This window comes from Chitinophagales bacterium, from assembly GCA_020636495.1.
Classification (GTDB): domain Bacteria; phylum Bacteroidota; class Bacteroidia; order Chitinophagales; family Chitinophagaceae; genus UBA5543.
The window spans coordinates 2459872-2475703 of record JACJXQ010000008.1; the positions used below are offsets into that span (position 1 = coordinate 2459872).

General features: G+C 43.2%; 11 protein-coding genes. 3 read left to right on the forward strand and 8 right to left on the reverse strand.

The window, feature by feature from the left end:
• The first annotated feature begins 53 nt into the window (after nucleotides 1–53).
• On the forward strand, nucleotides 54–4835 hold the full coding sequence (locus H6550_10880) for a translocation/assembly module TamB domain-containing protein (protein MCB9046623.1): 4782 nt from the start codon (nucleotides 54–56) through the stop codon (nucleotides 4833–4835).
• Between the two features lie 2 nt (nucleotides 4836–4837).
• On the opposite strand, the gene H6550_10885 is transcribed toward H6550_10880, so the two are convergent.
• The 3 genes from H6550_10885 to H6550_10895 all read right to left on the reverse strand — a co-directional run bounded on the left by H6550_10885 (nucleotide 4838) and on the right by H6550_10895 (nucleotide 8575).
• Nucleotides 4838–5938, reverse strand: coding sequence for a glycosyltransferase (locus tag H6550_10885; GenBank protein ID MCB9046624.1), 1101 nt, complete (start codon nucleotides 5936–5938; stop codon nucleotides 4838–4840).
• Between the two features lie 111 nt (nucleotides 5939–6049).
• Complete coding sequence (locus tag H6550_10890) at nucleotides 6050–7249, reverse strand: bifunctional 3,4-dihydroxy-2-butanone-4-phosphate synthase/GTP cyclohydrolase II (GenBank protein ID MCB9046625.1); 1200 nt, start codon at nucleotides 7247–7249, stop codon at nucleotides 6050–6052.
• Between the two features lie 117 nt (nucleotides 7250–7366).
• A complete protein-coding gene (locus H6550_10895) occupies nucleotides 7367–8575 on the reverse strand; it encodes a glycosyltransferase (GenBank protein MCB9046626.1) in 1209 nt (402 codons plus the stop codon).
• Between the two features lie 117 nt (nucleotides 8576–8692).
• Here H6550_10895 and H6550_10900 point away from each other — a divergent pair, with 117 nt between their 5' ends.
• Complete coding sequence (locus tag H6550_10900) at nucleotides 8693–9751, forward strand: glycosyltransferase (GenBank protein ID MCB9046627.1); 1059 nt, start codon at nucleotides 8693–8695, stop codon at nucleotides 9749–9751.
• A complete protein-coding gene (locus H6550_10905) occupies nucleotides 9748–10500 on the forward strand; it encodes a glycosyltransferase family 2 protein (protein MCB9046628.1) in 753 nt (250 codons plus the stop codon). The genes H6550_10900 and H6550_10905 overlap by 4 nt, the downstream gene beginning before the upstream one ends.
• Here the strand turns inward: H6550_10905 and H6550_10910 are convergent.
• The 5 genes from H6550_10910 to H6550_10930 form a co-directional block, all read right to left on the reverse strand.
• Nucleotides 10497–11186 carry an ATP-binding cassette domain-containing protein gene (locus tag H6550_10910; GenBank protein MCB9046629.1) on the reverse strand — a complete coding sequence of 230 codons (690 nt, stop codon included), beginning with the start codon at nucleotides 11184–11186 and terminating at the stop codon, nucleotides 10497–10499. The two genes, H6550_10905 and H6550_10910, sit on opposite strands and share 4 nt — an antisense overlap.
• A 113-nt stretch (nucleotides 11187–11299) precedes the next feature.
• Nucleotides 11300–11803: an OmpH family outer membrane protein gene (locus H6550_10915; protein ID MCB9046630.1), complete on the reverse strand. Its 504-nt coding sequence runs from the start codon at nucleotides 11801–11803 to the stop codon at nucleotides 11300–11302.
• 45 nt (nucleotides 11804–11848) lie between these two features.
• Nucleotides 11849–12364, reverse strand: a complete 516-nt coding sequence (locus tag H6550_10920; GenBank protein MCB9046631.1) for an OmpH family outer membrane protein — start codon at nucleotides 12362–12364, stop codon at nucleotides 11849–11851.
• A gap of 43 nt (nucleotides 12365–12407) precedes the next feature.
• The gene (locus H6550_10925; protein MCB9046632.1) at nucleotides 12408–15074 is read right to left on the reverse strand and encodes an outer membrane protein assembly factor; all 2667 of its coding nucleotides are present in this window, start codon (nucleotides 15072–15074) and stop codon (nucleotides 12408–12410) included.
• Entirely contained in the window at nucleotides 15067–15828 is a 762-nt protein-coding gene (locus H6550_10930; protein MCB9046633.1) for an isoprenyl transferase, read from the reverse strand. Before H6550_10930 ends, H6550_10925 begins: the two co-directional genes overlap by 8 nt.
• Between the last annotated feature and the right edge of the window lie 4 nt (nucleotides 15829–15832).

A 15832-nucleotide genomic window follows, 5' to 3' on the forward strand; every position in this document is an offset into this window, starting at 1 on the left:
TTTTGTAGCCCGCAATTTTATATAAATTTAGTCTGAAACGATTTCTTAAAATATTGAAATACACAGCAATAAGCCTGGTGGCTTTGATATTGCTGTTGGTACTACTGGTCAACCTGACGCCTGTTCAGAATTATATTGTAGGCCGTGCTACCAAGTTTCTGTCAAACAAGCTGAATACCACAGTCAGTATAGATCATATCCGTATCGACCCGCTCAATCACCTATATGTACAGGGGATATATGTGGAGGGGACGGACAAGGACACATTACTTTATGCCGGTGAGATACGTTTCAGGATAACGGACTGGTTCATCTTCCGCGACGGCACACCGGTGATAAAATATGTAGGCCTGCACGACGCATACGTTAACCTATACAGAACTGCAAAATCTGACGAATGGAACTACCAGTTTATCATAGACGCTTTTGGGACCAGCAACGATACCACCACTAAAAAAAGTAGCGGCACTATGGATATCGACCTAAAAGAGGTAGATATTAAGAATGTGAGATTTAACATGAATGATGCCTGGGTAGGCAGCGATATGAATTTTGCTGTGGGCAGTTTCAGTATAGACGCGGATAAAATTGACCTTGAAAAGAAGATCATTGAAATAGATGATATAGCTGCTACTGCCACCAAAGTAATACTAAGGGATTATGATGGCGGACGTCCGCCCAAACCCAAGGCCCCACCATCTAATACCATAGACACAACTGCCTTTAACCCCGGCAAGTGGGACATAAAATTATCCAGCCTTGATCTGAAAGACTGTTTTTTCAGCCTGGATGTTGGCACGCGTACACCCTACCCTGACGAATTTGACCCGGCACATATACATGTAAGCGACATACAATTAGAGGCAGAAGACATAAGGATAGATGGTGATACACTGACAGTAAACCTGGACAAGCTGGCGGCAAAAGAACGATGCGGCCTGCAGGTTAAGAAAATGAAAGCAGACATAAGGGTTTCACCTAACGAATCCATATGCAAAGACCTGTTGTTGCAAACTGCTAACAGTAACATTGGCGATTACTATGCTATGCACTATAAGCGCTTCCCCGATTTCCTGGACTATATAGAGAAGGTTGTGATGGTTGCCAACTTCAGGAGATCTACCGTTGATTCAAAAGACATAGCCTATTTCGCAACAGTACTCAGAGAATACCCTACTGTTCTTAACATTTCAGGAGATATAAAAGGTACAGTAGCAGACATCAAAGCCAAAGACCTGAGTCTTACCGATGGCTTTACTACTATCAGGGGTAACCTTACCATGGAAGGGCTACCCGACATCAATACTACCTATATCAACTATACCAATGGTGAACTCTTTACCAGCGGAAGTGGTATTTTCAGGTACGCCCCACAATTAAAAGACAACAACTCAGTTGCCCTTGAAAATATTACCCGCGCTTATTTCAAAGGCGATTTCAAAGGTTACATCAACAATTTCGTAGTTAATGGTACTATTACCAGCAACCTGGGAAATATTACATCTGACGTGAGCATGAAGATACCTGACGGAGATAAGGCACAAACTACCTTTACCGGGAAAGTAAATGTCAGCAACCTGAATCTCGGTGCACTATTGAGACAGGATGACCTTGGAACCATCACACTGAATGCCGAAGTAGACGGTACAGAATCGAAACAAGATGGTGTGGCAATGAATTTCAAAACTGTCATTGACCATATTGAATATAAAAAATATTCCTACCAGGGCATCAATGCAGATGGAAAACTGGAGAAGGAGAAGTTTACCGGTAATTTGCTGATCAGTGACCCGAACCTTTCGCTGGGCTTTTACGGGCTATTCGACTTCAGCGATAAGACACTTAAAATAAACGCCAAAGCGAATCTGCTGCATAGTAACCTTGCCGCACTTAACCTGGTAAATGATACCATGACCCTGGTAGCAGACTTTGACCTGGACTGGCAGGGCAACAACATCGATGACTTTACAGGTTATGCCAAGCTATACAACATAGACTTTGAAAAAAACGGTCACCAACTGGATCTTGACTCAATTTACGTAAACGCAACTGAAGAAGGTGTAAATAAAAAGATCACGATTAACAGCAATGCATTTTCGGCAAAGGTCAATGGCAACTATGAGTTGAGCACACTTGCCAATTCATTCCAGTATTATATCTCTGGTTATATTCCTAACTACATAAGCGCACCTGCAAATGCGGGGGCACAACAGGACATTACCTTCGACCTGGAGACCAACGACCTCGACAGCCTGTTCGCGGTATTTGTACCAACTGTATCAGGATTCAACAACACTACCATATCAGGACATCTTATCACCGCCAGGCAGGAGTTGGAATTGAATGCTCATATTGACAAAGGAGTCGTGAACGGCATTCAACTGAACAATACAAACATTGATGCCAAAGGGACTTTTAAAACATTGATAACAAATATTGATGTTGGCAGAGTTGCATTGACCGACACCTCTATGAACGGCTCCGTAAAAGTCAATTCAATACTTGGCACCGACAAAATGACCTTTTACATCACAACTACTTCGCAGAATGCGCTGGGCGATGCTGTGATAAAAGGCCAGTTATTTGCCCACGGCGACACACTTGATGCAAACATATTCCCTTCGGAGTTTTACATGAACAAAAAGAAATGGGATATATCCGGTGACAACAAAATAGTGTATACGGATGGTTACCTGTCCATCAACAATTTTGCTATTAAGTCGGGCTCACAGCAGATAAGCATCAACTCCAGCAACAAAGGACTGGATCAAAGCATAGCCGTAAACATATCTAATTTTCATGCCTCTGAAATAGGCAAGATAACCGGCCTGGCCGACTATGAGATAAAAGGCAGGATAAATGGCACGGTTACTGTTAACAACCTTTTCTCTGACCTGTATGTTGATGCCAATATGAAAGCAAGCGGCATACAGATAGGAACAGATACCATCGGTGCAATAAACATCGTAGGCAATTATGACGGTAAAAAAGAGTTACTGACCCTGGATAAAAAAACAGGTATATCCCGTGGCGTAGAATCACTGTCAGCCTCCGGGCGTTTTTCGTTAGCTGAAAACGTATCACAGAATATTGATGCAAAAGTAAACTTCACTAACACTCCCTTATCCTGGCTATCACCAGTATTAAAAGGCTTTGTAAGTGATATTAAGGGAACACTGAACGGCAACATTATTATAAAAGGCACATCGGCATCCCCTGATATTGATGGAAAAATAGGCCTGAAGGAAATTGGTATGCACATAGACTTTTTAGGCGCTGTGTATCGCATACCTGAAGCCACGATCGATGTTAACAACTCATCGATTAGTGTAGGTAAGATGGCGTTGTATGACAGGTTTGACAACAGGGCATTGCTTACCGGCGGAATAGACCATGACAGGCTCAGGGATATGAAACTCAATTTCAGGATGACCTCTCCTAAGTTTGAAGTAATAGACCTGAGGCCAAACGAAAGTGAACTGTTCTACGGCAACCTGGTAGCTAAATTTGAGAGCCTGGTCATATCAGGGCCTTTTGACGATGTCCTGGTTCGCATAAATAAGGCACAGCCTGCACAGAAGTCTCATTTATTCTTACCACTGAGCAGCGGTACAAATGACATTGGCGCATACAGCTATATCACATTTAAGAAAAATGGAGACGAACCAGAAGAGATAAAAAAAGAAAACGCAAAACTAAGCATACAGATAGATGCGATACTTAACCCACTGGCAGAGATAACCATGATCATGGACCCGACAACGGGAGACGCTATCAATGCCAGCGGAACGGGCAATATCAGCATGGACATACCACCCAATGGTGATATACGCATGTTTGGCAATTACATAATAGACAACGGAAGCTATACATTCACCTTACCTCAGTTATTTTTCAAGCGTAAATTCAGCCTGAATGAAGGTAGCGTCATACAATTTGTAGGACCTATAGACAACACACAACTGAATGTGGACGGTATTTACACCACCCGTGCACGACTATATGACCTGTTAACACCGTCTGAAAAAACACTGGTGGAAGACATGGGCGAAAGAGAGATAAACCAGGCAAAAGTAACAAGAGAAATAAACGTGATACTGAATATGAAAGGCAGCCTGGGCACTCCGGAACTAGGATTTAAAATAGAACTGCCCGACAAGAGCGGTGCTGGTACTATAGCTTATAAAAAGCTGGAGAATGTAAACAATAATGAGCGCGAGTTATTCAACCAGGTGGCTTCTCTGTTGTTAGTGAACGCCTTTATCCCGGCCGAAGGGGGCTTTGAGGCCGGTGCTGCTTCAGGTGTTGTAAATAATGTGAGTGATATATTTTCGGGCACTGCATCCTCACAACTCACCAACCTGATAAGCAAGCTGACTGGTGATGAGAATATTGCCATTGACCTGAAATACAAAAAATACAACTACGACAATAACGACCCCGGAGCGAGTAACAGGAACTCAGTATCCATCGGTGTAAAGAAAAACCTCTTTAAAGACAGGCTGACGGTGGAAGTGGGTAGCTCGGTAGACTGGGGAAAACCCACTTCGAGTAACAGCACCAGTAACTTTAACCCTGTGGGAGACTTCAGGCTGCAGTACCTGCTGAAAGAAGGCGGTAATTTGCGCGGGAATATATTCAGAACCAGCAGTTATGATGTACTGGCCGACCAGAATATTACACGTGGTGGCGTGGGTTTGTCTTATCGTAAATCTTTCGACAATCTGAAAGACCTGTTTGGCGGTGCCAAATACATGAAGAAAGAAGAAGAAGCAGAAATACAAAGAGAAAATGAATTGCTGAACGACGACAGCAATGCTACAGACAAGAAGTAGTGTTATTTTCCGCTAACCTGTTGCAGATATTTTTCCAGTAAAAGAGCTATAGCATCCCAGCCAAAGCTGTTCCTGATCACTTCAATACCCTTTTGTCCAACTTTTCGCCGCTCTTCTTCGCTATTCAACAGATCAACAACTGCATTGGCAAATGTCCCGGCTGTAGTTTGCATAACAGCCCCTTCTCCACTCTCGATACCCAGCCCTTTGAAACCAATATCGGAACATACCACCGGTACACCCATAGCCATCGCTTCAAGTACTTTATTTTGCGTACCGGCTCCAAAGCGCAATGGAGCTACAACAACACTTGCTTCGTTATATACAGCCGCGAGGTCCTTTATGAAACCGGTTACTTTCACATTTTCAGATGCCAGGTCCTGCACTTTTTTTACCGGGCGTTGCCCTGCAATTATGAATTGTACATCGGGATGCACCTTCTGAATCAACGGCAATACTTCAGCAACAAAATACTGAACTGCATCAACATTAGGCGCATAGTCCATGTTACCGGTAAACAGTAGTGTCTTGTTATGGCTGTAGTCATGATCTTTAGCTGCAAAAGTATCCAGGTCTACACCGTTAGGGAGCAATTCAATATTTGAAAGTTGATGTTTGCCTTTCAGATATACCAGGTCTTCAGCCGAGCAAACCAGTGAAAGATCATACCGCTTCATGATCTGCTCATATCGAAGCAGCCTGTCTTTTTCAATACCGTTTATGAATTTTAAGACAGGATTCTTTTCCGCTTTCTCCCTGCGCTCCCAGTATAAAGAAAACGCATCGGGCATATCAAGAATACGTGGTAGTTCTTTACGATTTGCCAGGTATGGAGACATTCTTAAATGCTGCACATGTACCGCATCAAAATCATCACCCTCCAGTAGCTCGGCAAGTTTCGCCTTCATAGCGGCCGACTTGAAATATAATACCTGCAATGGTGTAGCAGACCACAATGCGGCGACACAATTTAACGCCGACTTCCACTTGGGCAGGTAAATAAAATGTACACGGGTAAAAACCTTTTCTAATTCTGCTTTATACCCCAAATCCTCATCTGTCTGTGCAAAGGTGAGTAAATGCAATTCATGTCTCTTATTCAACCTCCTTGCGAGGTTAAATATCTTCAGCTTATCACCTCGATAAGGCGGATAAGGAGTACGATTTGCTAAAAAGAGAATCTTCAAAATAAACAGACTTGGTTAAACGGGAGATCATTTAAGTATCTCGTGGCCTAATTTATCTCGTTTTGTCTGTAAATAAAATTCGTTGTGCTTATTCGGCTTAATTTCTATAGGTACATTATCAACGATCTCCAGTCCGTAACCTAACAGCCCAGCTCTTTTTCGTGGGTTGTTGGTCATCAGTTTTATCTTGCTTACACCCAGGTGCCGGAGTATCTGTGCACCGACACCATAATCACGTTGATCATTCTTGAATCCAAGCGCCAGGTTGGCCTCTACTGTATCCTTACCTTCCTCCTGTAGCTTATAGGCCTTCAGTTTGTTCAGCAAGCCTATGCCCCTGCCTTCCTGGTTCATATACAATACGATACCTTTTCCTTCTGCTTCTACCATTTCCATGGCTTTTTCCAACTGATCACCACAGTCGCAACGCAAAGAATGTAGTATATCGCCGGTCACACATGAGCTGTGTACACGCACCAACACCGGTTCATCTTTGTCCCATGTACCTTTTTTCAACGCCAGGTGGTGTTCACCGGTGGTTATTTGCCTGAATGCAATAAGTTCAAAGTCACCACGTTTGGTGGGCATCTGCACACTCACCTCTTCTTCAATCAGGCTTTCATTTGCCAGCCTGTACTCTATCAGGTCTTTTATTGATATGATCTTAAGTTCGAATTTCTTAGCTATGTCCATAAGCTGCGGCAACCTGGCCATAGTACCATCGTCGTTCATGATCTCTACCAAAACACCCGCCGGCTCAAAGCCTGCCAGCCTTGCCAGGTCAACAGTCGCTTCAGTATGCCCTGCCCTCCTCAACACACCGGCACTTTTAGCCCTTAGAGGAAATATATGCCCGGGACGGCCCAGGTCGTCCGGTTTGGTATTCGGATCAATGAGCGCCTGAACAGTCTTAGCCCTGTCATGTGCAGATATACCTGTCGTACAACCATTACCTATAAGGTCTACCGAAACGGTAAATGGCGTCTGGTGCAAAACAGTGTTGTTCTCCACCATCAGGTTCAGATTCAGCTCATCACAACGTTCTTCGGTAACAGGAGCGCAGATAAGCCCCCTGCCGAACTTTGACATAAAGTTGATTATCTCCGGGGTAACATTGGCCGCAGCGGTAATAAAATCACCTTCATTTTCGCGGTCCTCGTCATCTACAACTATCAGTAGTTTACCTTTTTTCAGATCTTCTATCGCAGACTCTATCGTATCTAACATATACCTAATATCTATGTACCTGCAAAGTTACAGCTAATTCCATGCCTAAATAAATAAAATAGGCTCAGCAGGTAAATACGTGTATCAAAAATGGTTATATAGTTACTCAAATGGATATCAGCCCTTCAATCCGAGTAACTTTTCAGACAATCCTTGTGCAATAACAGACAAGTTGTAATGATTGATAATGAGCTTTTTAGCCTCTTCCCCCATTCGTTCTGCCTCCGCTTTATGTTCCATACACCATTTAACGGCCTCTGCAAACGTTATAGCAGTGTCAGCTTTGAGATAGTGTTTCCCCTCCTTAGCATCAATACCCTGCATGCCTACCGCTGTACTGATAACTACCTTACCTGCTGCCATGGCTTCCAATATCTTGACCCTGATCCCACCGCCCGACCTGATAGGCACGATGAGTATCTTTTTATCAGCAATAAAAGCCTCTGCATCAGGAACCTCGCCGGCACAAGCCACCCCATCAATATGCATATCCGGGAATGACTGTGGCATGTTACGCCCTGCAAAAGCGAAGGTAAAGTCCGGCACCTGTTTTCTTATCAACGGCCACGCTTCCTCCAGGAACCACTCTATGCCCTCCCTGTTGGGCAGCCAGTCCATGGCACCTATGTGATAGCCTGTCCAGTCTTCTACGCTTTTGGGTTGGAAGATCTTCTTTGTATCAATACCAAACGGCACAACATAAGTGGTAGCATCTGCCACCATTTGTTTTACCATGCCTTCGTCATTATGAGTTATAGGTAACAACAAGTCATACTCCTTCCATATACGTTCTTCGAAGTGTTTTATTCGTTTAGCCAGGTTATGCAGGTATAGTTTTTTCAGGACGTTAGCCGTTTCTTCAGCCAGTCGCTGCCACACCTGGTATTCTACATTGTGCAACCGCAAAACAGTCTTTATGCTCTTATATTGCCGTATTACAGGCATATATGCCGACAAGTACAGGCTTTCCACCTGTACCACATCCGGTTTGAATGTGGCTAATACTTCTGAGAGTTTCTTCGCAAATGCTTTATCATTAAAACGCACTGCATGTTCAGGCTCTTTGCTGAAGAAGAAATTAGTCAATAATGGAACAAGTCTAACTGAGTTATCTATATCTACTGTTTCAAAAGCTACGGTATTCCTGTATATCTTAGCCAGGGTTGCTGCGGGTACGTAATGTCTTTTTGTGTTCATAGACAACAAAAAGACATCCCAACCGTTTGCATTATAGCCGTCAACCATAGCTTTCATAGCCAGGTTGCCACCATCGTTCAGCGGAAATGGCACACGATTGGTTAATATCAATATTCGACCGGAAGACATATTCTGCGAAATACATAAATAAAACGCAAGTTTAAAAGGCTTATTTTTACCCACCGGAAAATAATGGGCAAGCATATCATCTTTACTGTTACCAACGATCTGAATTATGACCAGCGCATGATACGTATCTGCACGTCGCTGACCGAAGCCGGATACAAAGTGACATTAGTAGGTTTCAAAAGAGGAAAAAGCAAACCGTTAACACCCCGTCCTTACCAACAGGTACGGATACCAATACTGGCAGAACAAGGCAAACTACTGTATGGCGGCTACTGGATCATGTTGTTCTTTTACCTGCTGTTCAAACGGTGTGACGCGTTGTGCGCTATTGACCTGGACACTATCATGCCTGTATATCTTGTTTCCATTATCAGGAATAAAAAACGGGTGTACGATGCACATGAATTGTTCACTGAACTGAAAGAAGTGGTCACCAAACCCAGGGAGAAAAAAATATGGGACTGGATAGAGCGTACCACACTTCCTAACTTCAATTACAACTATACTGTTGGTCATTACTGCGCGCTTTACTTTAACGAGAAATACAATAAAAACTATGCAGTGGTACGCAATGCCACAGTACTAAAGCCTTTCACTATTCCTGAACGGAAAAAACGATATATACTCTACCAGGGCTGGGTAAATGAAGGGCGATGCTTTGAGCAACTGATACCGGCCATGAGGCATGTAGATATGCAACTGATCGTATGTGGGGAAGGCAATTTTTTTGAACAGGCAAAGGCTTTAACAGTTGAATACGGCTTACAGGATAAGATACAATTCAAGGGGTTCTTGCCACCCGATGAACTGAAACAATACACGGAACAAGCTACCATTGGCCTTACCTTGTTTCATGCAGTAAGCCTGAGTAATGAATACTCACTTGCCAACCGTTATTTTGATTATATGCACAATGCAGTACCACAGGTGTGCATGAACTTTCCAGAATACAGGGAGATCAATGCAAACTATGAAATAGCTGTATTAGTCAACGACCCTGCAACTGAAGAAGATATTGCTGCTGCGCTCAACAAGCTCATAACAGATAAGGCATACTATGAAGCACTACAGCAAAACTGCATGAATGCGCGGGAACAGTATTGCTGGCAAAACGAAGAAAAAATTTTGCTGAAAGTATACGAAGAGGTATTTGCTCATCAAAATGGTCGCTCATGAACATAAGTGTAGTAATACCAGCATATAATGCAGCAGGCTGTATTGAGCATGCTATCCTGTCGTGCAAGCAACAGACATTGCAGCCCTATGAAATAATAGTTGTGGATGACCACAGTACTGATGATACACTTGAAATAGTAAAGCAATTTTCCGGTATTACCATCATATCCTTACCAGTCAATTCAGGCCCCTCTGCAGCAAGAAACAGAGGGTGGGATGCTGCAAAGGGTGATATCATAGCCTTCCTGGATAGTGACGACACCTGGACGAGTGATAAACTGGAAATAATAAGCAAGGTATTCACCGAACACAAGGAGATACAATACATGGGGCATCCGTATACTGTTTCAGCCCCCCAAAAAAACACTAACCTACAAGAAGGTATAACACCATTAAATTACTCCTCTGTCCTGCTGCGCAACCCGTTTCAGCCTTCATGCATTGCCTTACGCAGGTCGCTGAGTGAGCGCTTTGATGAAACCTACAGGTATTGCGAAGATCATGAACTATCAATAAGAGTAGCGCATAAATATGGTTGTCATTGGCTGAATCTACCGCTTACAGTATTGGGCAGGCCTCAACTCAGTTCAGGTGGCGCCTCCGGCAACATCTGGAAAATGAGGAGGGGAGAATTGAGGCTATACAGTTCTATTTACAGGCACAATCCGGCTTATGTGATACTCACACCTTTTTTGTGGTTATTCAGCCTGTCTAAGATGTTATACCGGCTTTTGTTCAAATCGGTTTAAAGACCTGCTACAGATATTTCTTTTACTCCGCTATGTTCAATACGAACAACCCTTGCCGGGAATTTCTGAATGATATGGTAATCATGCGTGGCCATGATAACAGCTGCATTGTAGTCTGTACATATATTGAACAGTAACTGCATGATCTCATCACGGGTGTCCGGATCCAGGTTACCTGTTGGTTCATCTGCCAGTATCAGTTGCGGATTGTTCAGCAGTGCTCGGGCTATGTCCACACGCTGTTGCTCACCGCCTGACATCTCGTAAGGCATTTTAAAACCTTTGTTTCTCAATCCTACCTTGTGAAGTACATTATCTATCTTTTCTTTTATCAGGGTCTTATCGGTCCATCCCGTGGCTTTTAAGACGAACTCAAGGTTATCATTTACCGTTCTGTCTGTCAGCAACCGGAAATCCTGGAATACGATACCCAGGTTCCTCCTTAGCAGGGGAACATTCTGCCATTTCAATGTTTTCAAGTCAAAACCGGCAACATGCCCCTCTCCTTCTTTCAGGTACAGATCACCATACAGTGTTTTCAGCAGGCTCGATTTTCCACTACCCGTTTTCCCTACCAGGTATACAAACTCACCTTTCCTTACTTCAAAGTGTACGTTATTGAGAATCAGGCTCTGGCCCTGGTATATGTTCGCATTTCTTAAAGAAACAATTGCTCCGTCCTGCATGCTTTCATTTTTACGCTGTACTGACAAATATACTTGGTTAAAAGTACATGTACCTAAAAAACACGGGGCAAATATTACTATTTGCCCCGTCAGAATAAATTAAATCATTTTGATTATTGCATACCCAGTTTTGCCTTCACCAGCGACATGATATCGTCTGATTGTTTCACCTGCAGGAAAGCACCTGTGCTGGTGTCAAAAATATAGTCATAACCTTTTTCAGTAGCTACACTCTTAATTGCCTTATCTGCTTTATCAATGATCGGCTGCAGCAGTTCCTGCCTTTTCTTTTCTACTTTCTCCTGTGCACTCTGGTTAGTGCTTTCTATACGTGCTTCCAGGTCTTTTATCTCTTTTACCTTCACTTCTTTCATTGCTTCCGTCATGGTCTTTTCACCTGCCTGGAAAGCCTGAACCTTTGTTTCATACTCTTTGCTCATCGCCTGCAGTTGCTCCTGGAAGGTTTTTGCATAGGTTTGAATTTCATTCTCTGCCTTGGTAACATCAGGCATATTCTTTAATAGTTCGGCTGAATTGATATGCCCGAATTTTGTTTGTGCAATTGCTATGTTGCCCAACATTAATCCGCAGGCTACAATCAGTACTATTTTTTTCATATTAAGTTTTTCGTTTTTAGTATCAGGGTTGCAAAATAAATGCCATTATTTGTTTATTCCAAGTAATTTTAACACTTCGTCGCTTTTATCGATCTTAGGATCTGCATAAAACAGTGTTACGCCACCAGACTTGTCAAAAACAACATCGTATGCGTGAGTGGTAGCGTACTTCTGAACAGCATTGAACACCTTGTCCTGTACAGGTTTTATAAGCTTTTGACGCTCCTTGAACAGGTCACCTTCGTATCCAAACCTTTCTTTTTGCAGGTCCTTTACACTCTTTTCTTTCGCAACTATCTCATCCTCACGCTTTTTACGCATTTCGTCAGATAGCATGGCACGCTCTGCCTGGTAGCTTTTGTACATCCTGTCTACCTCCATCATACGGTTGTCAATATCCTTTTGCCAGTCTTCAGACAGCTTGTCTATCTTGGTTTGTGCGTCCTTATATTCTACTAATTTATCCAGTATATATTTTGAGTCTATCACACAGTAACGTTGTGCGTCAACACTTACAGTTACCATCATTGCACAAACCAAACCTAATAATATCTTTTTCATCCTTGTTGAGTTTATGTTTATTTAAGAATTTGATACTAAGTTATTAATCCGGTTCAAAGCCCAGCATAAAGGTAAAGTTGGCTATATCCTTAAGCTTTGTATACCCACCAGCTTTATCATAACGGTCGAAACCTACTCCGTAGTCTAAACCAAGCAGACCAAACATGGGCAGGAACACCCTTAAACCAACACCTGCAGAGCGATTAAGTTTTGACGGGTTATACTGGCTGAAATTAGCCCATGCATTAGCCGCCTCAACAAACAGCAAACCGTAAATAGTAGATGTAGGACTCAGAGAGAACGGATAGCGCACCTCCGCGGTGTATTTATTGAATATCGTTGCATCGCTGGTATATGGACCATTATACCCCCTCTGTGCAATGATATCACGACCTACGAAATAGTTCTGGCCGGAAAGACCACCACCACCTACCTGGAAGCGCTCAAACGGAGAGAAACCGATATCACGGTTATAATAGCCCATGAAACCGTACTTGGTAGCGAACTTGAATACCATATTACCCACTATACGCTGATACCATTCTGCCGTAAAACGATACTTATGATATTCTATCCATTTGTATTTCTGGGCAGGTGCAGCACTACTGAAATCATCGCCGCTTATAGAACTATATGGTGGTGTGAACTGGAATGTAAAGTTGATATTCGAACCACTACGCGGATACAATGGCTGGTCAATTGAATACCTTGCCAACACAAGTTTTGCGTACAGGTTGTTACTTGGGCCGTCGTTAAAACCCGACCCGGATATCAACTCATATTGTTTCAATTTAAAATTCTGGTAATTGATACCATAAGTAAATACGAAGTTATCATCAGGCCATTTTACACGGCGACTCATAGATACACCACCACCCAGCACGCGCATGTAAGATTCGTTGACATTTGCCCCTGTTATCGAACTACTGAACTTACTATACATGAAGTTGGTAGTAAGCGAGTTAGGCTTTTTACCACCCAGCCAAGGCTCTGTGAACGACACGTTCATAGAGTTGTAGTATTTACCGTTCGACTGATAGTTAACCGAAAAGCGCTGACCATCACCAACAGGTAATGGGTCCCAGAACTGCGGTTTAAACACATTCCTCAGCGAGAAGTTGTTAAAGGTGACACCGACGTTACCGTAGAAGCTGATACCGCCACCAAAACCGGCAGAAAGCTGCAATTGGTCGCTCGATTTTTCTACTACTGAATATTCAATATCCACTGTACCATCTTCCTGGTTAGGCTTTGGTTGAATACCTATCTTCTCCTGGTCGAAAAAGCCAAGGTTGGCTATCTCCCTTTGCGAACGTATCAGGTCGGCACGGCTGAATTTATTGCCCGGCAATGTACGTAGCTCACGCCTGATAACATGTTCGTTGGTACGGAAGTTACCGGTTATGGTCACATTCTTAATGGTAGCCTGTGGTCCTTCGGTAATACGCATCTCGTAGTTGATCGTATCACCCACAATAGATACCTCAACAGGATCCACGTTAAAGAACAGGTAACCATCATTCATATACAAACTACTCACGTCATCACCACCGTCAGGGCTCAGCACTTTACCCAACCTGGTGTCCAGCAACTCTACGTTATAAATATCACCGCGTTTGATACCTAGTATCTTGCTCAGGAATTCGCCGGAGTATTTAGTGTTACCTTTCCATTCTATATCACCAAAATAGTATTGGTGGCCTTCCCTTATCTTGATATCTATATTGATATTACCGCCACCTACTTTATAAACAGTATCATCAGTAACAATGGCATCCCTGTGTCCGAGCGTATTATAATAGCTTACGATAGATTGTTTATCTGACTCGAATTTCTTTTCGTTGAACTTAGACGAAGAGAAGAAATTGTACCTGAAATACGGGTCAAGCGCGTCTAATGTTTTTGACGGTGACAGGAATCCCAGGTTATTAACATAGTTCTTAAAAGAACGCTCCTCTGCTTCATATATACTGATCTCATCTGCCGGGTGCAGGCTGATACGGGCCATCTCTTTCGTGCCTTTCATTGTCTTCTTCACCCGCGAATCAGAAACTATATTATTACCTGCCACATTGATCTGGTTGATGCGCGTACGCACGCCCTTGTCTATGTCAAAGGTCAGTATAACACTGTTGACAGATATTGTATCAATAACTTCATCTACTGATACACTGATGTCGTTAAAGCCCTTCTCGGAATAATACTTACGTATCCTTACTACTGATTCTTTTTTTGTTGCCTCTGTTACCACACGCGACTTGACAAGGCCAAGTTTATCCTTAAGCTCTGTAGCTTCACTCTTGCGTATCCCTTTGAAATTATATTTACTCAGGCGGGGACGCTCTTCTATCTCGATATTCAGGAATATTTTATCGCCTACAATATTAGTAGCCGATATGCTGATGTCGGAGAACAGTTCCTGTTTCCACAGGTTGCGTATGGCTCGTGTAACCTTTTCATCAGTCGGAACCTTTATTTTATCTCCTACACTCAGACCCGAAACCGTTATCAGCAGGTCATTATCCAGGAACCTTGTACCGGATACAGTTATACCTCCTATAGTGTATTCTATTGGTTTTTCAGGCATCTGCGGGCCTTGCCTCATATTAGCTATGCCCTTTGAGGTGTTGATCTGGGCAAAGGAGTCTAACTCAGCATTAAAGAGAAAAAGGACAATAAGTAATAAAGTTCGTGATATTTCTTTATACATGCTGGGCTGTATTCTTTTGGATTTGTTCACTTGTTTTTCCGAAACGGCGTTCCCTTTGCTGGTAGTCCAGCAGTGCCTCATATAAGTTCTGTTTCCTGAAATCAGGCCAATGTACCGGTGTAAAATACAATTCGGCATAGGCCAGCTGGTACAGCAGGTAATTGCTGATACGGTGTTCTCCGCTGGTACGTATCATCAGTTCCGGGTCGGGAAAAGCTGCTGTTGCCAGGTATTTATGAAATTGTTCGTCGGTCAGGCTATTCACATCGGCCTTGCCATCCTGTACATCCTTTGCAAATTTCTTCGCGGCTTCTGCCAACTCCCACCTTGCGCTGTAGCTAAGTGCCAGTACCAGGTTCAGCCCGGTATTGGCAGCCGTCATATCTATGGCTTCATTCAACTCTTTCTGGCATATATCCGGCAAACTGGCAAAATCACCTATCACATGCAGGCGCACATTATTTTTCTTCAGTTCTTCTGCCTCTTTGCGTATGGTGTTCACCAATAGCTCCATCAGGGCGTTCACCTCTTCCTGCGGGCGATTCCAGTTCTCTGCAGAAAACGCATACAAAGTCAGGTAACCAATACCTAGTTCGCCGCATGTGTTTACTATCTCGCGCACGCTTATTACCCCTTCGTGGTGACCATAGACACGGTCCTGGCCACGCTCTTTGGCCCAACGGCCATTACCATCCATAATAATGGCTATGTGCTGTGGCAGCCGGCTGCGATCTAATGATTCGAGTATATCCATTTAT

What these genes read in the sequence shown, in the direction of transcription:
- H6550_10890 (MCB9046625.1), bottom strand. Translation starts at nt 7,249, where the DNA reads ATGTTAGATACGATAGAGTCTGCGATAGAAGATCTGAAAAAAGGTAAA.
- H6550_10895 (MCB9046626.1), bottom strand. Translation starts at nt 8,575, where the DNA reads ATGTCTTCCGGTCGAATATTGATATTAACCAATCGTGTGCCATTTCCG.
- H6550_10900 (MCB9046627.1), top strand. Translation starts at nt 8,693, where the DNA reads ATGATACGTATCTGCACGTCGCTGACCGAAGCCGGATACAAAGTGACA.
- H6550_10905 (MCB9046628.1), top strand. Translation starts at nt 9,748, where the DNA reads ATGAACATAAGTGTAGTAATACCAGCATATAATGCAGCAGGCTGTATT.
- H6550_10910 (MCB9046629.1), bottom strand. Translation starts at nt 11,186, where the DNA reads ATGCAGGACGGAGCAATTGTTTCTTTAAGAAATGCGAACATATACCAG.
- H6550_10915 (MCB9046630.1), bottom strand. Translation starts at nt 11,803, where the DNA reads ATGAAAAAAATAGTACTGATTGTAGCCTGCGGATTAATGTTGGGCAAC.
- H6550_10920 (MCB9046631.1), bottom strand. Translation starts at nt 12,364, where the DNA reads ATGAAAAAGATATTATTAGGTTTGGTTTGTGCAATGATGGTAACTGTA.
- H6550_10925 (MCB9046632.1), bottom strand. Translation starts at nt 15,074, where the DNA reads ATGTATAAAGAAATATCACGAACTTTATTACTTATTGTCCTTTTTCTC.
- H6550_10930 (MCB9046633.1), bottom strand. Translation starts at nt 15,828, where the DNA reads ATGGATATACTCGAATCATTAGATCGCAGCCGGCTGCCACAGCACATA.